This is a genomic window from Butyrivibrio sp. YAB3001 (assembly GCF_900112195.1).
GTDB lineage: Bacteria > Bacillota > Clostridia > Lachnospirales > Lachnospiraceae > Butyrivibrio.
Window position 1 is genome coordinate 57,356 of sequence record NZ_FOKR01000008.1, and the last position, 22,005, is coordinate 79,360.

General features: G+C 38.5%; 15 protein-coding genes. All 15 read left to right on the top strand.

Translation table 11 applies throughout. The annotated features are described in order from the left end of the window. Positions 1 to 50 precede the first annotated feature (50 nt). The 15 genes from BM086_RS10210 (at position 51) to BM086_RS10280 (ending at position 22,000) form a co-directional block, all read left to right on the top strand. Complete coding sequence (locus BM086_RS10210) at positions 51 to 1,358, top strand: MBL fold metallo-hydrolase (RefSeq protein WP_092325965.1); 1,308 nt, start codon at positions 51 to 53, stop codon at positions 1,356 to 1,358. Between the two features lie 433 nt (positions 1,359 to 1,791). Continuing rightward, positions 1,792 to 3,180 carry an argininosuccinate lyase gene (gene argH, locus BM086_RS10215; RefSeq protein ID WP_092325967.1) on the top strand — a complete coding sequence of 463 codons (1,389 nt, stop codon included), beginning with the start codon at positions 1,792 to 1,794 and terminating at the stop codon, positions 3,178 to 3,180. 57 nt (positions 3,181 to 3,237) lie between these two features. Then, positions 3,238 to 4,323: an aspartate-semialdehyde dehydrogenase gene (gene asd / locus BM086_RS10220; RefSeq protein ID WP_092325969.1), complete on the top strand. Its 1,086-nt coding sequence runs from the start codon at positions 3,238 to 3,240 to the stop codon at positions 4,321 to 4,323. A gap of 102 nt (positions 4,324 to 4,425) precedes the next feature. Further along, complete coding sequence (locus tag BM086_RS10225) at positions 4,426 to 5,796, top strand: ATP-binding protein (RefSeq protein ID WP_141107731.1); 1,371 nt, start codon at positions 4,426 to 4,428, stop codon at positions 5,794 to 5,796. Then, positions 5,789 to 7,954, top strand: coding sequence for a DNA topoisomerase (locus tag BM086_RS10230; protein ID WP_092325973.1), 2,166 nt, complete (start codon positions 5,789 to 5,791; stop codon positions 7,952 to 7,954). The genes BM086_RS10225 and BM086_RS10230 overlap by 8 nt, the downstream gene beginning before the upstream one ends. Before the next feature lie 6 nt (positions 7,955 to 7,960). Beyond that, complete coding sequence (locus BM086_RS10235) at positions 7,961 to 8,632, top strand: UDP-N-acetylglucosamine pyrophosphorylase (RefSeq protein ID WP_092325975.1); 672 nt, start codon at positions 7,961 to 7,963, stop codon at positions 8,630 to 8,632. A 105-nt stretch (positions 8,633 to 8,737) separates the two neighbouring features. Then, a complete protein-coding gene (locus tag BM086_RS21930; protein ID WP_092325977.1) occupies positions 8,738 to 9,691 on the top strand; it encodes an FKBP-type peptidyl-prolyl cis-trans isomerase in 954 nt (317 codons plus the stop codon). 253 nt (positions 9,692 to 9,944) lie between these two features. Further along, a complete protein-coding gene (locus BM086_RS10245; RefSeq protein WP_092325979.1) occupies positions 9,945 to 13,607 on the top strand; it encodes an SNF2-related protein in 3,663 nt (1,220 codons plus the stop codon). Between the two features lie 357 nt (positions 13,608 to 13,964). Beyond that, positions 13,965 to 14,468: an acetolactate synthase small subunit gene (gene ilvN / locus BM086_RS10250; RefSeq protein ID WP_092325981.1), complete on the top strand. Its 504-nt coding sequence runs from the start codon at positions 13,965 to 13,967 to the stop codon at positions 14,466 to 14,468. Positions 14,469 to 14,557: 89 nt separating this feature from the next. After that, positions 14,558 to 15,586, top strand: coding sequence for a ketol-acid reductoisomerase (gene ilvC / locus BM086_RS10255; protein ID WP_092325983.1), 1,029 nt, complete (start codon positions 14,558 to 14,560; stop codon positions 15,584 to 15,586). A 168-nt stretch (positions 15,587 to 15,754) separates the two neighbouring features. Then, positions 15,755 to 18,232 carry a YfhO family protein gene (locus BM086_RS10260; RefSeq protein WP_092325985.1) on the top strand — a complete coding sequence of 826 codons (2,478 nt, stop codon included), beginning with the start codon at positions 15,755 to 15,757 and terminating at the stop codon, positions 18,230 to 18,232. Between the two features lie 80 nt (positions 18,233 to 18,312). Next, entirely contained in the window at positions 18,313 to 19,584 is a 1,272-nt protein-coding gene (leuC, locus tag BM086_RS10265) for a 3-isopropylmalate dehydratase large subunit (RefSeq protein WP_175560209.1), read from the top strand. Positions 19,585 to 19,598: 14 nt separating this feature from the next. Then, complete coding sequence (gene leuD, locus BM086_RS10270) at positions 19,599 to 20,099, top strand: 3-isopropylmalate dehydratase small subunit (protein ID WP_092325987.1); 501 nt, start codon at positions 19,599 to 19,601, stop codon at positions 20,097 to 20,099. A gap of 48 nt (positions 20,100 to 20,147) precedes the next feature. Beyond that, positions 20,148 to 21,131 (top strand): glycosyltransferase family 2 protein, encoded by a 984-nt coding sequence (locus BM086_RS10275; protein ID WP_092325989.1) that lies wholly within the window; start codon positions 20,148 to 20,150, stop codon positions 21,129 to 21,131. 44 nt (positions 21,132 to 21,175) lie between these two features. Then, positions 21,176 to 22,000 carry an Mrp/NBP35 family ATP-binding protein gene (locus tag BM086_RS10280; RefSeq protein ID WP_092325991.1) on the top strand — a complete coding sequence of 275 codons (825 nt, stop codon included), beginning with the start codon at positions 21,176 to 21,178 and terminating at the stop codon, positions 21,998 to 22,000. The last annotated feature ends 5 nt before the right edge of the window (positions 22,001 to 22,005 follow it).

The following is a 22,005-nucleotide window of genomic DNA, read 5'->3' on the forward strand; positions in this document are numbered from 1 at the left end:
GAGCTTTAGCTCCCCTTTTCTGTTTAAGTTTTTACTTATGAGGAAAATAAATGACTAATTTAAGATTTTATAGTGGATTAAAGGAAATAGGCGGAACAGTTGTTGCTGTTGAGACAGACAAGGCAATCTGTATTTTTGATTTTGGTTATTCCAATTCTGACAGAATTGATTCAAAGGTATCTGTCAGAAAAGGAAATGAGGTACTTGATTATATAAAGCTTGGAATTTTAAATTCACTTGATGGTGTCTATGAAAAAAATATTGCAGATAAGCTTGGCAAAAAAGCTTATGGCGACACTGATAAGCAGGTTTTTGTGATAATCTCACATATGCATATTGATCATATGGGAGGTCTTGGCGCATTGGCGCAGGAACTGCCTGTTTATATGAGCAGTGATTCTGCAACTCTATATCATGAAATGGGAATTATGGGTGAGCTTGAGTACAGGGAACACTCAAATGTGATTCCGGTTGATTACGACGCATCATTTACGGTTGAAGATATTAAGGTCACATGTGTCCAGGTTGACCATGATGTTATTGGCGCATGTGGATTTTTGATAGAGACGAAAGAAGGAAAAATCTGTTACACGGGAGACTACCGTTTCCACGGCTACCATCCTGAAATAAGCAGAGGTTTTGCTGAGAAATGTAAAGGCGCCGATGTTATGATAAGTGAAGGCGTTACTATCAGCTTTGCTGATGTTGATACTCTTTCCCTTACAGAACCTGAAAGAGAGAGCAGTGAATATACATTACTTGAGAAAGTGGCTGACTATTCTGCAAATGAAGAGGGACTTATCGTCATAAATAATTACAACCGTAATGTGGAGAGAGTTCATCATTTTTGCGAGATTATAAAGAAAAATGGCAGAACTCTGGTGCTTGATCAGATCCAGGCTGAATATGTTGCAGCATTCTATGAGGATGATTTTTCTGTTTATTTACCTGAAGGCGGAACAATATCGGCTCCACGCATAAAAGATCATCCTGTTGTTACAAGAAAAGATCTTTTGGAAAATCCTAAAGCATATGTCCTTCAGCAGGATTACAAGGACAGTTATGAACTCTTTGACCTTGCGCCAGTTATATCAAAGTATTTGCATATGGATGGCGCTCCGCTTGGAGATTACGATCCTTCCTTTGGAATTTTTTACAAGATGCTTGATGCTATAGGGATAAATGTTGAAAGATGTGGACTTGGAGGTCATGCTGAACCATATTATCTCAGGAAGACTGTGGATGAAATACAGCCCAGGATTCTTATACCGCTTCATAGTTTTAGACCTGAACAGCTTAAGTCTGAGAAGGCAGGGAAAATAATACTTCCTGAAATTGGTGATGTTATTTCACTCTGAATTTAATTAAAGGACAGTTATACCCGGTTCATATAAAGAACTGTGTCGGGTATAACTGTCTTTTTGTTGAATAGGAAATGCCTGTTCAATAAAAAAACTCCGTTATGGATGCGACTGGCGTGCAAAGAGTTGCTTGCAACTTCATGGTATGTATTTTTTCTTACATATTACGTATTTAAAAACATATAAAATGTCTTTTGTGGGCGGACATTTGTTTTTATTCACAATAATTTGTATATATATTAAAAAGATTTGTGCAATATTTAGGGTTGTTTAGCGCTTTTGAATATGTTAAGTTTTCTTTATAGTTTTTTAGAACTTTAACTCATAAAAGTATCAAAAATGAATATGTATACAGAACAAGTGCTGGATTATTCATCTTTTATACATTTTAAGAGAAATATTTGAATATAACATTTTGAGGAGAATAGAAATGGCGCAGCTTTGGGGTGGAAGATTTACCGGCAGTATTAATGAACTGGCTTGGGATTTTAATGCATCAATATCCTTTGACAAGAGATTTTTGGAAGTAGATGTAACCGGAAGCAAAGCACATGCCCAGATGCTGGCTAAACAGGGAATAATCAGTGATGATGAGAAGGACGCCATTTGCAAGGGACTGGATTCAATACTTACTGATGTACAAAACGGTCAGCTTGAGATCACTAACAAATATGAAGATATTCACAGTTTCTTAGAGGCAAATCTTATTGAGAGAATCGGTGATGCAGGCAAGAAGGTTCACACTGGCCGCAGCAGAAATGATCAGGTTGCGCTTGACATGAGATTGTATGCCAAGTCTGAAGTTATCAGAATGTCCGAACTTTTACTAAATGTCCTCAAAGTTCTTGATGGAATGATGAAGGATAATCTTGAGACATATATGCCTGGTTTTACTCATCTTCAGAAGGCTCAGCCGGTAACACTTGCGCATCATCTTGGTGCATATTTTGAAATGTTTAAGAGAGACCTTCTTAGAATGAAGGATATCTTAAACAGAATGAATTATTGTCCTCTAGGAGCAGGTGCACTTGCAGGAACAACCTATCCGCTTGACAGAGAGTACACTGCAGAGCTTCTTGGCTTTTACGGTCCGACTTTAAATAGTATGGATTCAGTATCTGACAGGGACTACCTTATAGAATTTATGGCTGCGCTTTCTACTGTGATGATGCATCTTTCAAGGTTTAGTGAGGAAATAATCATCTGGAATTCCAATGAGTATCATTTTGTGATCATAGATGATGCATATTCTACAGGAAGCAGCATAATGCCTCAGAAAAAGAATCCGGACATTGCTGAACTTGTAAGAGGAAAGACAGGCCGCGTCTATGGTGATCTGATGTCACTTTTGACAACTATGAAGGGAATACCACTTGCGTATAACAAGGATATGCAGGAGGATAAAGAAGCTTTCTTTGATGCGATTGATAATACACAGAATTGTCTTACTCTTTTTACAGATATGCTTGCTACACTTAAATTTGATAAGGCTGCTATGGAAAAGAGCGCGATGCTGGGCTTTACGAATGCAACCGATGCAGCTGATTATCTTGTTAATAAGGGCATGCCATTTAGAGATGCTCATTCGGTGATTGGCCGACTTGTTCTTCACTGCATCGATAAAAAATGTGCGATAGATGATCTTAGTCTTCAGGAACTTAAGACTTTTTCTGAAAGCTTTGAAGAAGATATTTATGATGCTATAAGCCTTGAAACTTGCGTCAAGAAGCGTCTGACAATCGGCGCTCCAAGTCCTGATGCAATGAAAAAGGTTATGAGTATAAATGATGAGTTTTTGACAAGCTTTAGTTTGTCGTAAGAGTTTTGCTAATTTTTGTTAATAAAAGAATAATCATATATTAGGAGGAGTTTTATTATGAGTGACAAGTTAAAGGTAGCTGTATTAGGCGGAACAGGCATGGTAGGACAGAGATTTATCTCTATTCTTAATAACCATCCATGGTTTGAAGTTAAGACTATTGCAGCAAGCCCACGTAGCGCAGGACAGACTTATGAAGAGGCTGTAGGAAACAGATGGAAGATGGATGGCGCTATTCCTGATTCAGTAAAGAATCTTGTTGTTAAAGATGTTACAGATGTAAAGGGCGTTTCTGAAGATGTTGATTTTGTTCTCTCGGCTGTAAATATGTCCAAGGATGAGATCAAACACATCGAGGAAGAATATGCAAAGACAGAGACACCTGTTGTATCAAATAACTCTGCACACAGATGGACTCCTGATGTACCTATGATCATTCCTGAGATCAACCCTCAGCATATGGATGTTATTGAGTATCAGAAAAAAAGACTGGGCACAACAAATGGTTTCATTGCTGTTAAGCCTAACTGCTCAATCCAGAGTTATACACCGGCACTTACAGCGTGGAAAGAGTATGAGCCATATGAGGTGGTTGCAACAACATACCAGGCAATTTCAGGTGCAGGAAAGAACTTCGAAGAGTGGCCTGAGATGGTTGGAAATGTTATTCCTTTTATTTCAGGAGAAGAAGAAAAATCTGAGAAAGAGCCTCTCAGAATCTGGGGTAAGATTGAAAACGGCGTGATCGTACCAGCTGATGATGTTAAGATTACATGTCAGTGTATCAGAATTCCGGTTCTTTATGGACATACAGCTGCAGCATTTGTTAAGTTTAAGAAGAATCCTTCAAAAGAAGAACTTATCGAAAAACTTGAGAAATTCTCAGGACTTCCACAGGAACTTGGACTTCCAAGCGCTCCTAAGCAGTTTATTCAGTATATGCAGGAAGATAACAGACCTCAGATTACTTTGGATGTTAACTATGAGAACGGCATGGGAGTAAGTATCGGAAGACTTCGTGAAGATACAATCTACGATTGGAAGTTTGTAGGCCTTTCACATAACACACTTCGCGGTGCAGCAGGTGGTGCAGTTGAATGTGCAGAATTATTGAAGGCAAGTGGATATATAAATAAAAAGTGATGGTTGCAGATTCTAGTGTGCTGTGATTTTTAAAATGTATGTGTCAGTACAAGAGATCATCTGTTTGTGTGTGATTGTTTTACAGCATGGTTGGGCGCGCGTATGAAAGCACTAAGACAAAATGACCTTAATTTTCTAAACAGATATTATGAAAGTGGAGTATCAAATATTCTTGTGGTCTACGGACACAAGAATATTGATATGACTACTTTACTTACTTCTTTTATCGAGGATAAGAGTTATTGCTTTTATTCTGCCAGATCTGCTTCGACCAAAGAGCAACTTTATCTATGGGGGAAAGAACTGGGCAATGATGGAGCGATACTCGACGAATACCCGGATTTTAATGATATTTTTGACGCTATCGATAAAAAATCCGATACCAATTCTTTTGTGCTGATGATAAGGAATTTTGAAAATATTGTTAGAGGTTCTGATCAGTTCATGAAGAAAATGGTTTCCTTCGTGAAGAACAATAAGAAGCAGATTCTTGTTTTACTTATCAGCAATGATATAAACTGGGTTGAAAACAATATGGTTTCCGAGCTTGGGGATCTGGCAGGTTCAATCGCTGGTTTTAAGAAAATAAAACCTCTTAGTTTCAAGGAGATGAGAGCATATTTTCCAAATATGTCTTATCTGGATGCTGTTATGACCTACTCTGTTTTGGGCGGTCAGACAGGACTTTGGGATTTCTTTGATGAAGCTCTTTCTTTTAAAGAAAATATTTGTAAGAATTTTTTGTGTGAGGGAGCATTCTTAAGAAATGAGGCTGTAAGGCTTACTGAGCAGAATTTAAGGGAAACCTCTGTTTATCATACTCTTTTGGCAGAGATGGCAAGGGGAGTTAATAAACTGAATGATATTTATCATGCGACAGGTTTTTCCCGTGCGAAGATCTCAGTTTATATTAAGACACTTATTCATCATGACTTTGCGTACAAAGCATTTTCATTTGGAAATGCCGGCAGGGAAAATGTTATGAAAGGTGTGTACAAAATTGCTGATCCATTGATAGATTTTTACTTTAAATTTATCTATCCGAATGAAAGTAATCTTATGTTAATGCCACCGGAGCAATTTTATGATATATTTATATCTGCGGGAATGCAAACTTATGTTAGTGAATACTTCAAGAATGTCTGCAGAGAATATATCCTGAACATTGAAGAGCAGGGACAGTTTCCTTTTAATATTGAGGATGAGGGTCCATGGCTTGGCAAGGAAGGCAACATAGATTTTGTTGCACAGAGCGATGTGGGTGACACTGCTTTCGGAATGAGTTTCTGGGAGAGAATGGCTACCCATGCGGATTATGTTAAATTGCATTCTGACGCAAGAAAAGCAAGACTTGAGGGAGATGTGATCTATCTTTTTTCAACGACAGGCTTTGATTCATGGCTGAAGAATGCTGCCGTGAAATCACCTGAAAGTCTTAAGTTGATCGGCATAGATGAATTAACAAATGGCTAATAAATCAGTTTATATTGCGGAAAAACCAAGTGTCGCACAGGCATTTGCAGCCGCTTTGAAAATCAATTTTTCCAGGAGAGATGGTTACCTGGAGTCTGACGAGGCAATAGTTACATGGTGCGTTGGACATCTGGTAACCATGAGCTACCCGGAAGTCTACGATGAAAAGTATAAGAGGTGGGCACTTGACACCCTTCCATTTATTCCGACTGACTTTAAATATGAAGTCATTGGAAATGTCTCTAAGCAATTCAGAATAGTAAAGGAATTACTTAATAGGGCTGATGTTGAGACGATATATATATGCACTGACTCAGGACGAGAAGGTGAATATATATATCGTCTTGTTGACATGCAGGCAGGAGTTACAGGCAAGGTAAGAAAGAGAGTCTGGATTGATTCTCAGACTGAAGAAGAAATCCTAAGAGGCATCAGAGAAGCTAAGGATGACAGTGAATATGATAACCTTGGTGCAGCAGCTTTTTTACGGGCAAAAGAAGATTATCTGATGGGAATCAATTTCTCAAGGGCTCTTACATTAAAATATGCATATTCGATAAAAAACTATTTGAATATAGAAAAGTGTGTTATTTCTGTCGGCAGGGTAATGACCTGTGTGCTTGGAATAGTTGTAGACAGGGAAAGAGAAATCAGAGAATTTGTTAAAACACCATTTTACCGCGTTATAGGCGGCGTGGATATTAATGGTAAAAAATGTGATGCGGAGTGGAGAGTTACTCCGGATTCCTATTTTGACAATTCACCGGAACTATATAGTGAAAAGGGATTTAAGACAGAGGAAAGTGCAAAGAAACTGATTGCATCTTTAGTTGGCATGAACGGAGCTGAATTTAAGGAAGACAGTGATGGAAAAGAAGTGGCACTTCAGACTCCTATTGATGTTTCTGTAGAAAAATGTGAGAAAAAGAAAGAAGTTAAGAATGCGCCTCTTTTATACAATCTTGCGGAACTTCAAAATGACTGTTCGAGATTCTTTAAGATAAATCCGGATGAAACGCTGGCTGTGGCTCAGGAATTATACGAGAAAAAATTGACTACCTATCCAAGAACTGATGCAAGAGTGCTTTCAAGTGCAATTGCAAAGGTGATAGATAAGAATATTTCGGGACTTACTTCGTATGAGACCTGCAGTATTTTTGCAAAGTCCATTCTTCAGCATGAGGCACATAAGGGAATAGAAAAAAGCCGATATGTAAATGATAAGGCTATTACCGACCACTATGCGATAATTCCTACAGGACAGGGACTCTCTGCGCTTTCTACACTTAGCCCGACATCTGCGAAGGTGTACGAGATAATTGTTCGAAGATTTCTTGCTATTTTTTATCCACCGGCGACCTATCAGAAGGTGGCACTTGAAGTATCTGCCGAGAATATTGCAAATCCGGGAAAAAGAGAGCACTTTTTTGCTAACTTTAAGATACTTACTGCCAAGGGATATCTTCATGTTATGGATTATTCTTTTTTTAAGAATAAGAAGAGAAACGAAGACGATGGAGAAAATACGCAGGCTCAGGACAATGAGGAACAGACAGTGACTGATGAGGAATTATTTGAATATCTTCAGAAATTGAAAAAGAAAGATTTACTAAAACTTTCTGAGTTCTGTATAAAAGAAGGTGAGACTTCTCCTCCCAAAAGGTATAATTCCGGAACAATTATTCTTACAATGGAAAATGCCGGTCAGTTCATAGAAGACGAGGAACTGCGCGCTCAGATAAAAGGTTCTGGTATTGGAACAAGTGCTACCAGAGCAGGAATATTAACTAAACTGGTAAATATAAAATACTTAAATCTTAATAAGAAAACTCAGATAATCACACCTACTCAGATGGGAGAAATGGTTTATGAGACTGTTGCCTGTTCAATGAAACCAATGCTTAATCCGGCACTTACAGCAAGCTGGGAAAAAGGTCTCACAGGCGTTGCAGAGGGTAATATTTCGGAAGAAGAATATATGAGTAAACTTGATGATTTTGTAAGCAAACGCACAAATCTTGTAAAAAACAATGATTACAGAAATCTGCTTATGTCAAGATTTGCTTATGTATCATCGAATTATAAGGAAGATGCAACCAAGAAAAGTACAAAAACAAGAACAAAGAGTAAGAAAAAAGATGAACAGGAGAAAGGATAATAAGTTATGGAAGAATTCAAGATTTCAAACATGTATGATTTAAACGAAACTATTGCAGCGGATTATATGAAAACCAAGGAGTATCCATGGGAGCTTCTTGCAGGAATCAAGGATTATATCATTGAACTTGGAAATAAACTTCCTTCTGATAAATATGAAAAGAGAGGCGAGAATATTTGGGTTGCCAAGAGTGCAAAGGTGTTTGATTCAGCTTTTATCGGAGGACCTTGCATCATTGATGAAGATGCCGAGGTTAGACAGTGTGCTTTCATCAGAGGAAGCGCAATCGTAGGAAAAGGAGCAGTTGTAGGTAACTCAACAGAGCTTAAGAATGTCATTCTTTTTAATAAGGTTCAGGTTCCACACTATAACTATGTTGGTGATTCTATTCTTGGTTTCAAGGCCCACATGGGAGCTGGCTCCATCACATCTAATGTCAAGAGTGATAAGAAACTTATAGTAGTTAAGAATGGAGCTGATGATCAGGTTGAGACCGGACTTAAGAAAATGGGTGCCATGCTTGGAGATAATGTTGAAGTTGGTTGTAACAGTGTTCTTAATCCAGGAACTGTAATTGGAAGATGGTGCAATATTTATCCGCTTTCTTCTGTTCGTGGATGCATTCCTGCTTATCACATTTTTAAGGATAAGGATCACATTGTAAAAAAGGTTGACTAATCAATGAAAATCTGAGATTATTGTTACTGTTATGCGCATTTTGCGAGAAAATGATTCAGATATTTTGTAGTTGATTGTAGTGCATTATTTGGAGGTTTTTATTTAATGAAAATAGCAGTAACATATGATAATGGCCAGATTTTCCAGCACTTTGGACATACTGAGCAGTTCAAGGTTTACAATGTAGAGGATGGAAAAGTGCTTTCATCAGAGATAATAGGTTCTGATGGCAACGGACACGGAGCTCTTGCAGGACTATTAGCAGGAGAAGAAATAGACACACTTATCTGTGGCGGTCTTGGCGGCGGTGCTTATGCAGCTCTTACAGAAAATGGCATAGATGTATGCGCCGGCGCATCTGGAGATGCTGATGAGGCAGTGGAAGCTTATCTTCGCGGCGAGCTTGAAAGCTCAGGAGTGAACTGTGACCATCATGGAGAAGGTCATACTTGTGGAAATCATGATGATGGACATGGCTGCGGAAATCATGATGACGAGGGTTCATGCGGCAGCTGTGGCGACAGCGAGGAAGATGGATGCTCAGGCTGTGGTAGCTGTGGCGATGATGAAGAAGGCTGCGGCGGTGGTTGTGGTGGCTGCGGTGGCTGTCATATGGAACCAATAATGGAAGGCAAGAATGTTGGAAAGACTTGTCGTACACATTATAAGGGAACATTTAATGACGGAACTGTTTTTGATTCATCTTATGACAGAGGAACTCCACTTGAATTTGTATGCGGTGTGGGAATGATGATTCATGGATTTGATGCTGCTGTTGCAAATATGAATGTTGGTGAAAAAATGAGCATTCATTTAGAACCGGCAGAAGCTTATGGCGAGTTTGATCCTGATGCTATAGTTACCATGAATATTTCAGAGCTTCCCGGTTCAGAAGATCTTACAGTTGGACAGAAAGTTTATCTTCAGGACATCTATGGACGTCCTGTTCCTGTTACTGTCAAAGAGAAAGACGAAACAAAGATTACTTTTGATGCTAATCATGAAATGGCTGGAAAAGAGCTTAATTTCGATATCGAACTTGTAGAAGTTGTAGAATAAAATAATTGTTTTAGGATGCCTGCGATAGAGTTTTTCTGTTGCAGGCATTTTTTGAATTATTATCGTTAATGTTCAGACATAAATGTGCACTATGCTTCACATTTCGTGAGAAAATGATTCAGGAGTGAGAACGTTCATTATCTCATTCCCTTTTTCGGAAGCTTTTTCTTTAATATTCATTGTCGAAATGATATAATTGCCCTTGTGTGTAAGAATTGCACGTTATATTGAATGTTTGCGAAGGAAAGAATAAATGAAAGATTGGAACAGGTATTTTACGTCCCAGATTTTAGACAGGGGAAACAATTATCATAATAATGGAAGAGTAAAAGGCTTTGCACAGACTGGTAATAGCTGTGTTGCAAGAGTAGTCGGAACACATGTCTATAATGTGAGAATTGATGGATTAAATACAGGCAAATATAGATTTTCATGTGACTGCGCTTATGCAAGGGATGGCTTTCGTTGCAAGCATGAAGCGGCAGTTATGTTTCATTGGGACCATGAAAATCCTGATAGTGCGCTTGATGACCTGAATCTTAAATCTGATAATGGAAATACCTATTTCAATATAAGAAATATCCTTGAATCTGCCGAGATTTCTGCCGAAAAGTTAGAAGATGCAAGGGAACTTATTAAGAAAAATAAGATAAAGATCAAACATACAGATCTTTTTTACATGCAATCATATTATGAAGCAAAGGGAGACCTTGTAATCAGATTTGAGGGCGAAGTTACAGACAACAGAGCTTATCCTATATCTGTAAGGATTACTTTTTCAAAAGAAAAAATAATGAGTTCAGATTGTTTTGGTGCCCATAAGAACAATCACGATTATTATGGGTATTATAGCAGCTTTTACAAGAATATTTGTGAGCATCAGTTGGCACTTCTCTTACTTGCGGATGAATATATTGCCAAATATAATCCCGGAGATGACACGGATCTTTTTGGTGAAAAAATACTAGCTGGTTATAAGCAGATATCAAGCATTCAAAATATTGATGAAAATGTAGAAAAAGGCAAGGTGATAAGGCTTGAACCTAAGATTTCAGTCGGCTCTTTTGAAAATCATCTTAATTTGTTTTTGGGCTTTAAAGTTGGAATAGAAAAACTTTATGTTTTAAAGAGTATTCCGGAGCTTATGGATGCCAGGAATAAATATGGGAGCTTAAAACTTGGTAAGAGTAGCTCAATTTCTTTTATGGATTTTGATCTTGATGCAGATGCTGAAAAAATCTATGACCTGATAGAAGATGCCAAGGTTGAGGCAGACTATCTTATGGAACGATTCAAAACCATGGTTTCGTATGGTTTTGAGAAAGCCGGACTTAAGGATAAGATACAGCTTTCACCTGAACTTCTCGACAAGTTTTATGATATTGCTTATGGAAAAACGTATGAGATAACAGGTTACTCGAGGGCAGGGGAAAAGGTGCTGTCAAAGCTGTCTATCGGTGATGGAAAAGCTAAATGTCAGGTAAATATTGAGAACATCACTGACGCTAATGAGAGATTTACAGGAATAAGCGTTAATGCGACTCTTCCTCAGATGTTTAAGGGGAAGGATTACAATTATATCATTGATGAAGAAAAAGGAGTTCTTTTTAGAATTAATGAGCTGTCTCCAATAATGAAGCTGCTTATGAAAAATGCACATAATTCAAAGGCTTCTTTTAACATTGGAAAGAAAAATATCTCAGAATTCTATTACCGCATATTGCCTCAGATGATGGAAGCGCCTGAGATAGAAGTTATAGAGGAAAATCCCCAAAAGCTGCATGAAGCCCTTCCACCGGAGTGCAATATAACCTATTATCTTGACGTGGATGAAGATAATATCTTAGGCAGTGTTTCTGCAAGCTACGATGATAAAGAGATAAAACTGCATCGCCTTTGTGATTCTGATTATCCGCTTCCGGACGACAGGGACATTATCTTTGAACAAAAGGCTATAAAAGTGCTTATGGAGCATCTTCCTTCAACCGATGATGGCGAGTCTTTTTTCTGTGAGAAGACAGGCGAAAACACCTTCGATTTTCTCAGCGATGGGATTAGGAATCTGATGGCTATCGGAGAAATCAAGGCAAGCAAAGACTTTGAAAAGCTTAAGATCAGGAAAACTCCTACAGTTAGACTGGGCGTTTCTGTTGAAAGTGGGATATTGAATCTTAATGTTTCAACAGATGATATGTCAGAGGATGAATTATTGGAGCTTCTTGAGAGCTATCGCAAAAAGAAAAAATTCTTCAGACTTGGTAATGGTGAATTCATAAAGCTTGATCAGGATGATACCTTAGAGGAACTTGTGGCAACTATGCAGGCTATGGGTATTTCTGCTAAGGAATTTACAAATGGAAAGCTGCATCTGCCTCTTTATCGTGCAATCTATATCAATAAGCTTTTGGAAGAGCATGATGAGATAGCATCTGACAGAGACAAAAACTTTAAGAATCTGGTGAGAAACTTCAATGCTGTAAAAGATGCTGACATAGATGTGCCGGAAAGCCTTACAAAGGTGCTTAGAGGCTATCAGGAATACGGATTTAAGTGGCTTTCCACTTTGTCAGAACTTGGATTTGGCGGTATTTTAGCTGATGACATGGGACTTGGTAAGACTTTGCAGGTAATAACTCTTTTACTTAGCAAAAAGGAAATTGCCAAAAAAGATAAGAAAAAGATATCGTCACTTATAGTTTGCCCTGCATCTCTTGTCTATAACTGGGAAGAGGAATTCAAGCGCTTTGCACCGGACTTAAAAGTTGCGACTGTCACAGGAACTCAGGCAGAGAGAAAGAAGCTTTTATCAGGCAAGACTATGCCTGAAGTCCTTGTAACTTCCTATGATCTGTTAAAAAGAGATATAGGACTATATGAGAACCTTGAGTTTGATTATGAGATCATTGATGAGGCACAGTACATAAAGAATGCATCTGCAGCTGCAAGTAAGTCAGTCAAGGTGATAAAAAGTGTCCATAGATTTGCACTTACCGGAACTCCTATCGAGAACAGATTAAGCGAACTGTGGAGCATATTTGACTACCTGATGCCGGGATTTCTTTATACTTATGACAGATTTAAGAGTGATTTTGAAACGTCGATCACCAAATACAAGGATGAAGAGATCACGAAGCAGCTAAAGAATATGGTTGGACCATTTATTCTTCGAAGACTTAAGGAGAATGTGTTAAAAGACCTTCCGGATAAGATGGAAGAAGTGAGATTTTCTAAGTTTGATTCTGCTCAGAGAAAGCTTTACGATGCACAGGTAACTCACATGAAACGCATTCTTGAAAGCGAAGAGTACAAGTCAGGAAAAGACAGGCTAAAAGTTCTTGCTGAACTTACCAAGATAAGGCAGATATGTTGTGATCCTGAACTTATTACTGCAGGATATAAGGGAGAATCGGCTAAGAGACAGTCTTGCATCGAACTTGTGCAGAGCGCGATTGATGGCGGACATAAGATACTTCTTTTCTCACAGTTCACATCAATGCTTGAGCTTTTGGAAAAAGACCTAAAGATGGCAGGAATAGAGTATTACAAAATAACCGGTCAGACCTCCAAGGAAGAGAGAATAAAGCTTGTGCATGCATTTAATGAAAATGACATTCCATTGTTCCTTATTTCACTGAAAGCAGGAGGAACAGGGCTTAATCTCGTTGGAGCAGATGTGGTGATCCATTATGATCCATGGTGGAATCTTGCGGCTCAGAATCAGGCTACAGACAGAGCACACAGAATCGGACAGACTAAAAAAGTTTCTGTATTCAAGCTTATTGCAAAGGATACAATTGAAGAGAAGATAATAGAAATGCAGAATGCAAAGAAAGACCTTGCGGATGCAATATTAAATGGTGAGAGCGAGTCTCTCATGAATATGTCAAAGGATCAGCTCATGGAACTTTTAGGGTGATGGCATTTATTTGCAAGCATATAGTTTGGTTAATTAAAATTTGAAAAAAGAGAAAAAGGAGTGTTTCAGGACTGCATTGTTTTTGAACTAAGCAATGTAAGACTTGAAATGCTTCTTTTTATTATTCAGACCACACTTTAACACTGTAAAGTATTTACGATTTAAAGTTTAAAAGATTAAATGGTTGACATGTTCGAATAGAGTGGTATAATCAATCTTAAATTAGTTCAGATTCAGCAACTGCAATTCAAAAAATCACAAAAATCACACAAAAAACAATAGTCACAAATTTGCACTTTAAAGTGCAAAAGCACAAGCGGAATTACTGAACAAATCAAGGCTCAAAGGAGAGCAAAAATGCGAAAAAAAGTATTTCAGCTTTTGGTTGATAATAATCCCGGTACGTTATCAAGAATATCGGGTTTATTCTCAAGAAGAGGCTACAACATTGAGAGTATTACAGCAGGCATAACTGCAGATCCGAGATTTACGAGAATTACGATAGTTGCATCCGGAGATGATGTTATTCTGGATCAGATTGAGAAGCAGGTTGCCAAGCTTGTAGATGTCAGAGATATTCATGAACTCATCCCGGAAGACAGTGTTTACAGGGAACTTGCAATGGTCAAGGTCAGAGCGGAAGCGGAAGACAGACAGAGCATACTTGCAACAGCCAATATTTTCAGAGGAAACATTGTTGATGTAAGCCCGGATTCATTGATAATTGAAATTACAGGTAACCAGTCCAAGATTGATGCATTCTTAAAGCTTCTTGAGGGAAGAGAGATTCTTGAACTTGCAAGGACAGGTATTGCAGGACTTGGAAGAGGAACAGACCATATCATATATTTGGATGAATGATTTTAGTTTTGCTTTTGCAAGATTAAGATATATTGTCACAGTTATTTATGCTACTTAAATAGCTTATTAAATTTATTGGAGGAAAAAAGATGTCACAGGAAGCACGTATTTTTTACCAGGAAGATTGCAACTTATCATTACTTGAGGGCAAGACTATTGCTATTATCGGTTATGGTTCTCAGGGACATGCTCACGCTCTTAACTTAAAAGATTCAGGCTGCAACGTAATTATCGGTCTTTATGAAGGCTCAAAGAGCAAAGCTAAGGCAGAAGCTCAGGGACTTAAGGTTTACAATACAAAAGAGGCTGCAAAGATGGCTGATATCATCATGATTCTTATAAATGATGAGAAGCAGGCTAAGATGTACAGAGAAGATATCGAGCCAAACCTTCAGCCTGGAAACATGCTTATGTTTGCTCATGGTTTCAATGTTCATTTTGGACTTATCAAGGCTCCTAAGGATGTTGACGTAGCTATGATCGCTCCTAAGGCTCCTGGACACACAGTTCGTTCTGAGTATCAGGCTGGAAAGGGAACACCTTGCCTTGTAGCTGTAGAGCAGGATGCTACAGGAAAGGCACTTGATCTTGCACTTGCATACGGCGCAGGAATCGGTGGCGCTAGAGCAGGACTTTTGGAGACAACATTCAGAACAGAGACAGAAACAGACCTCTTTGGTGAGCAGGCTGTTCTTTGCGGCGGTGTATGCGCACTTATGCAGGCTGGTTTCGATACTCTTGTTGAAGCAGGCTATGACCCAAGAAATGCATACTTTGAGTGCGTACATGAGATGAAACTTATTGTAGACCTTATCTATCAGTCAGGCTTTGCGGGAATGAGATATTCTATCTCTAATACAGCTGAGTACGGTGATTACGTAACAGGTCCTAAGCTCATCACAGACGAGACAAAGAAAACTATGAAGAAGATCCTTGCTGACATCCAGGATGGTACGTTTGCAAAAGAATTCCTTCTTGATATGTCTGAGGCTGGCGGACAGGTTCACTTCCAGGCTATGAGAAAGCTTCACGCTGAGCATCCATCAGAGAAGATTGGTGAAGAAATCAGAAAGCTTTACAGCTGGAACAATGAATCAGACAAGCTTATCAACAACTAATAACAAGTTGCTTATTTTGCCGACTAAAAAGTGACTTATATTTTCATAATCTCCCTTACGTTGAAAATGTTAGAAATTTAGACTAATATAAAAAGAGTGTCATCATGCAATGGCACTCTTTTATTCAATAGTAAACAAGGTATTGGTTTTGTTTTCCGGGAGTATAGAATGACAGTTTCTTTTGTGGACTACAACAAAAAAGAGAGAAGATGGCAGACACCGCTTATTATGTTTGCAAGTTCATTTCTCATGTATGTTTTGGCAGTCCTTCCTATATTTATAAAAAGAGGTTTACCATTTTTTTATTACGGCGATTATAACGTACAGCAGATACCGTTTTATATAGCAGCTCACAGAGCGGTTCAGAACGGAGACTTTTTTTGGAATTGGAATATTGACCTTGGCGGTACCATGGCGGGCGATTTCTCGTTTTACCTTTGGGGCAGTCCGTTCTTTTGGATTACGATGCTTTTTGACGAGAGCGCAATTCCGTATCTGATGCCTTTTTTAATGGCTTTAAAATATGCAACTGCCGCGTGCTGTGCATTTCTTTACATCAGAAGATATATTGGAAAAATAAGTTATGCAATGATTGGCGGTTATCTGTACGCTTTTTCGGGATTTAATGCATGTAACATTGTTTTTAATCACTTTACGGATTCAGTTGCATTTTTTCCGCTGTACCTATTATGCTTTGAAAATCTGATGCACTCGGATGATGGGAAGGATGAAGACAGAGAGCCTTTTGGATTAAGACTTATTGCATTTGCGCTAATGACAGCTTTTATGTCCATAGTCAACTATTACTTTTTCTTTGGACAGGTTGTCTTTTTACTGATCTATTATGTTGTAAGATATGCGATTCATAATACACTTGCCAACAATCTCAGAATGTTTAACAAGGCTTTAATTGGCGGTGTTATGGGAATCATGCTTGCGGGATTCTTTCTTTTGCAGGCATATGCAGGTATTAAAGGAAATACCAGACTTGATAATTATATAGAAGGCTATGATATGCTTATTTATCCCAGCATGAAAATGTTATGGGACATGCTAAAAGCAGTGTCAATGCTTCCTGATATCATTGGAAAAGGAACACTTTTTTACACAACTACCGTAAAAAATGCATCCCTGGCAGCCTATGTTCCTATGTTTGGAATGTCCGGCGTCATAGCATACTTTATGCTTAACCGGAAAAAGAAAAACTGGGAAAAGACAATGCTGATAATCTGTTTTATTACAGCATTTATTCCTGTACTAAATTCAGCATTTTCAATGTTTAATTCAGCATATTATGCAAGGTGGTATTATATGCCCATCCTTGTTATGTGCCTTATGACTGCGCAGGCAGCTGAGAGAGGCAAATCTCCTCAGATTAAAAAAGGCGCGATCATTGCTGTACTTATGTTTTTGCTATTTATCGTAGTATATTTTCTGCCTTCAAAGGATGATGCCGGTAACACAGTATTGTTTAATATGACAGAAAATAATGCCATTTTTCTCAGGGATGCGGTAGGAACTGCGATTCTATGCCTTTTACTTCTTTTGGTTGTTTTTGTGGTTCCCAAGAATTTCGGATATAGACTGGCAGAAAAAAAGGGCATTAAACATGCAAAGAGTGTTATAAGAGATATTATTGTACTTTTTGCAGTGATTATTAGCTGCGTTATTTCAACTTATATACCTATAAAGAACGGAAGCAGTATCATAAGCGATAAAGGAAAAGAAAAATGGCAGAATCAAATGCTCTTTAACAAAGTGGAGATAGATCATAAATATTTTGCCAGAGGAGAAGTTGATAGTACTTCAACTAATTATGATATTGTTTGGGGAATACCGTCCCTACACTGCTTTTTAAGTACAGTTCCTTCAGAGATTTTTGACTTTTTGTACGGAAGTCTTGGGATAACCCGCACTGTAGAAACTAATATTCCGATCAGCAGGACGGGAGCAAGAGCACTACTTTCGGGAAGATATTATTTTGAAAATGCACTTGTCAGCAAGAACCGCATTTTTAATGAGGGAGAGGGAACAGACGGATACTATTTCCTCAAAAATGAAAATGGATTTGACGTATTTGAAAATCTCAATTTTATTCCTATGGGATTTACATTTGATTATTATATAACCGAATCAGAATGGGAAGATTTAAAAGCAGAAGAGCACGATTATGACCTTGTGAGAACACTGATCATTTCTGATGAGGATGCGCTTGAATTTGGCGACAAATTGGCTATGACAGAATTAAAGGCCGAGGATTTATCGGATGAGCCTTTGTCATATCTTGAGTTTACTAATGAATGTGCGAAAAGAGCTGAGAGCGCCTGCACGGAGTTTAAGACTGATACATATGGCTTTACTGCAAAGACCACTATGCTGAGGGATAATACTCTTGTATTTTTCTCAGTGCCATGCACTGAAGGTTTTAGCTGCACTGTAGATGGCGTTGATACCAGGATTATTAAAGCAGATTATGGTCTTATGGCTATTCCTGTTTCCGGTGGAAGCCATGAGATAAGAGTTGATTATACTCCGGAAGGATTCAAGGAAGGTCTTATCCTGAGTTCCTTTGGGCTTGTTCTGATTATAATATGTTTGCTGATTGTGTTAAAAAATATCAAGAAAAATGATTCAAAAAGTGATTAAATTCGTTATGTTTTCTAAATTATAGTGCTATGTTATATTTGCTATAACAAATTTGATATTAATTAAGGAGACGAGATTTTATGAGCAAAATGACCATGAGCCAAAAGATTTTGGCAGCACATGCGGGACTTGATGAAGTACATGCAGGACAACTGATTGAGGCAAATCTTGATCTTGTTCTTGGAAATGATATTACCAGTCCTGTTGCAATCAATGAATTAAAGAAATTCACTAAAGAAGGTGTTTTTGACAAAGATAAGATAGCACTGGTTCCTGATCATTTTGTTCCTAATAAGGATATTAAATCGGCAGAGAACTGCAAATGCGTAAGAGAATTTGCAAAAAGAAATAATATAACAAATTATTTTGAAGTAGGCCAGATGGGCATAGAGCATGCTCTTTTGCCTGAATCGGGACTTACTGTTGCAGGAGATCTGATCATAGGCGCGGATTCTCACACCTGTACCTATGGTGCGCTTGGAGCATTTTCAACAGGAATCGGTTCTACAGATATGGCAGCCGGAATGGCTACAGGTAAAGCATGGTTTAAAGTGCCGTCAGCAATCAAATTCAATATCGTTGGCAAACCTTCAAAGTGGGTAAGTGGAAAAGATGTGATACTCCATATTATCGGAATGATAGGTGTAGACGGCGCATTGTATAAATCCATGGAGTTTGTCGGCGAAGGAATAAAGAACCTTTCCATGGATGACAGATTTACAATTGCAAATATGGCAATTGAAGCAGGTGGTAAAAATGGTATTTTCCCTGTTGATGATATTGCGATTGAATATATGAATGAACATGCAAAAGGAAAGAAATATGTCGTATATGAGGCAGATGAAGATGCTGAATATGATGCGGAATATACTATTGACCTTAGCACATTAAAATCGACGGTTGCTTTCCCTCATCTTCCTGAGAATACTCATACTTTCGATGAAATTGATGATATTGCCATCGACCAGGTTGTCATCGGCTCATGCACAAATGGAAGAATTGATGACCTTAGAACTGCTGCTGAAGTCCTTAAAGGGCGTCATGTGGCTGAGGGTATGAGATGCATCGTGATTCCGGCTACACAGAAGATTTATTTACAGGCTATGGAAGAAGGGCTTATAAAGACATTTATTGAAGCTGGAGCCATTGTTTCAACACCTACTTGTGGTCCTTGCCTTGGCGGATACATGGGAGTTCTGGCATCCAAGGAAAGATGTGTTTCTACCACTAACAGAAATTTTGTAGGCAGAATGGGCGCTATTGATTCCGAGATTTACCTTGCATCTCCTGCAGTTGCAGCTGCAAGTGCTGTTACGGGTAAGGTTTCTGAGCCTTGTGAGTTGGGATTATAAGGAGGAAAAAAGAGATGAAAGCAGCAAAAGGCACAGTTTTTAAGTATGGTGATAATGTAGATACTGATGTTATTATTCCTGCAAGATACTTAAACAGCACTGATGCAGGCGAGCTCGCCAAACATTGCATGGAAGATATTGATAAAGATTTTGCGACAAAAGTCCAGGATGGTGATATTATAGTAGCTGATAAAAATTTTGGCTGCGGCTCATCAAGAGAGCATGCGCCTATTGCAATCAAGGCTTCAGGTGTAAGCTGCGTAATAGCCAAGAGTTTTGCCAGAATTTTTTATAGGAACAGTATAAATATTGGACTTCCGATAATTGAATGTGAAGAGGCCGCAGATGCAATAAAGGCGGGAGATGTTGTTACAATTGATTTTGATACAGGTGTAATTACCGATGAAACAACAGGTGAGAGCTTTAAGGGACAGGCATTTCCTCCGTTTATGCAGAAGATAATTGATTCTGAGGGCCTTATAAATTATATTAATTCAGGTGCTGCAACAAATTAAGAAATTGCCCTGTCAGACTATTATTTATTGTTAGGAGATGTTTTTTTAATGAGCAGATTGTTTTGTGTGATCCCATGTTATAACGAACAGGAGGTATTGCCCGAGACATCCAAAAGATTAAGAGAAAAGCTTGAGAGCCTGATAAAGAACGGAAAAATCTCAGACGATAGCAGAATAGTGTTTGTTAATGATGGTTCCAAGGACGATACCTGGAATATCATTGAGAAGCTCCATCAGGAAAATCCTATTTTTCAGGGAATCAATCTGTCTAAGAATATGGGGCATCAGAATGCGCTTCTGGCAGGACTTATGACAGCCAAGGACTTGTGTGATGCAGCTATATCAATGGATGCAGATCTTCAGGATGATATAAATGCAATCGATGAAATGGTGGACAAGTTTAATGATGGCGCTGATGTTGTATATGGCGTAAGATCAAGCAGAGCATCAGATACATTTTTTAAGCGCTTTACCGCTGAAAGCTACTATAAACTTGTCAATGCTCTTGGGGCAAAAACTGTTTACAATCATGCCGACTTCAGACTTATGAGCAGAAGGGCACTTTTAGGACTTTCTGAGTTTGGTGAAGTTAATCTTTTCCTTCGCGGCATAGTACCGATGGTGGGATACAGATCAGAAACAGTGTATTATGAGCGGGCAGAACGGTTTGCCGGTGAAAGCAAGTATCCTCTGAAGAAAATGCTTTCTTTTGCTGTTGAAGGAATTACAAGCCTGAGCACAAAGCCCATAAAGCTCATTACCGGATTGGGTTTTTTTATCTTTTTTGTCAGCATTCTTGTATTTATATATAGTCTTATACGACATTTTACCGGTCATACGATTCCCGGATGGACTACCACGGTTCTCTCAGTATGGGCAATCGGAGGTCTTATGATGATCTCACAGGGAATTATTGGTGAATATATTGGCAAGATTTATCTTGAGACCAAGAACAGGCCGAGATTTATAATTGAAAAATACCTTGCAGATGAAAAGGATGAAAAAGTGTTTGAAAGCTGTGATCACAGATAAAAAGCACTCAAAAAATAAATAACTTAGTTAGGAGATTTTTTATAATGGCAAACGGACATGGCAAAAAGCCGGAAGACTTCAAAAAGCAGATGGAGGACAATTTCAAAGTAGCTCCGGGCGAACATACACATGTTAAAAAGGTTATCGGTGTTGTTAGCGGCAAAGGCGGTGTAGGTAAGAGCCTTGTTACAGGACTTGCTGCATGCGCTATGAACAAAAAGGGCTTTAAGACAGCAATTATGGATGCTGACATTACAGGACCTTCTATTCCTAAGATGTTTGGAATTGGTAAAGCTAATTATGCAGATGAGACAGGTCTTTTACCTGCATCTTCAGATGGCGGAATCAAGATAATGTCGCTTAATATGCTTGTTGAAAATGAGACTGACCCTGTAATCTGGAGAGGACCTGTTATAGCAGGAATCGTTAAGCAGTTCTGGTCAGATGTTAACTGGGGGGATGTTGACTATATGTTTGTTGATATGCCTCCGGGAACAGGCGATGTTCCGCTTACGGTTTTCCAGTCACTTCCAGTTGATGGAATAATTGTTGTTTCAACACCTCAGGAGCTTGTTGGAATGATTGTTGAAAAAGCAATCAATATGGCTGAGATGATGAAGGTTCCGGTAATTGGAATTGTTGAAAATATGAGTTATTTAAACTGCCCTCATTGCGGAAAGCCAATAAGTGTTTTTGGGGAGAGCGGAATAGAAAAATATGCGGCTTCAAAAGGCATAGATGTTTTGGGAAGAATTCCAATCGATCCTGAAATTGCAGGCTTATGCGATAATGGAAAGGCTGAGGATATTGAGGGTGAGTATCTTGACAGCCTGGTATATGTACTTGAAGGAATGCTTCAGGCAGAATAAATATT

Coding starts and splice junctions, on each gene's coding strand:
- BM086_RS21930 (WP_092325977.1), top strand. CDS start 8,738: ATGAAAATAGCAGTAACATATGATAATGGCCAGATTTTCCAGCACTTT.
- ilvN (WP_092325981.1), top strand. CDS start 13,965: ATGCGAAAAAAAGTATTTCAGCTTTTGGTTGATAATAATCCCGGTACG.
- BM086_RS10230 (WP_092325973.1), top strand. CDS start 5,789: ATGGCTAATAAATCAGTTTATATTGCGGAAAAACCAAGTGTCGCACAG.
- BM086_RS10280 (WP_092325991.1), top strand. CDS start 21,176: ATGGCAAACGGACATGGCAAAAAGCCGGAAGACTTCAAAAAGCAGATG.
- asd (WP_092325969.1), top strand. CDS start 3,238: ATGAGTGACAAGTTAAAGGTAGCTGTATTAGGCGGAACAGGCATGGTA.
- leuD (WP_092325987.1), top strand. CDS start 19,599: ATGAAAGCAGCAAAAGGCACAGTTTTTAAGTATGGTGATAATGTAGAT.
- BM086_RS10210 (WP_092325965.1), top strand. CDS start 51: ATGACTAATTTAAGATTTTATAGTGGATTAAAGGAAATAGGCGGAACA.
- BM086_RS10260 (WP_092325985.1), top strand. CDS start 15,755: ATGACAGTTTCTTTTGTGGACTACAACAAAAAAGAGAGAAGATGGCAG.
- BM086_RS10225 (WP_141107731.1), top strand. CDS start 4,426: ATGAAAGCACTAAGACAAAATGACCTTAATTTTCTAAACAGATATTAT.
- BM086_RS10245 (WP_092325979.1), top strand. CDS start 9,945: ATGAAAGATTGGAACAGGTATTTTACGTCCCAGATTTTAGACAGGGGA.
- leuC (WP_175560209.1), top strand. CDS start 18,313: ATGAGCAAAATGACCATGAGCCAAAAGATTTTGGCAGCACATGCGGGA.
- argH (WP_092325967.1), top strand. CDS start 1,792: ATGGCGCAGCTTTGGGGTGGAAGATTTACCGGCAGTATTAATGAACTG.
- BM086_RS10275 (WP_092325989.1), top strand. CDS start 20,148: ATGAGCAGATTGTTTTGTGTGATCCCATGTTATAACGAACAGGAGGTA.
- ilvC (WP_092325983.1), top strand. CDS start 14,558: ATGTCACAGGAAGCACGTATTTTTTACCAGGAAGATTGCAACTTATCA.
- BM086_RS10235 (WP_092325975.1), top strand. CDS start 7,961: ATGGAAGAATTCAAGATTTCAAACATGTATGATTTAAACGAAACTATT.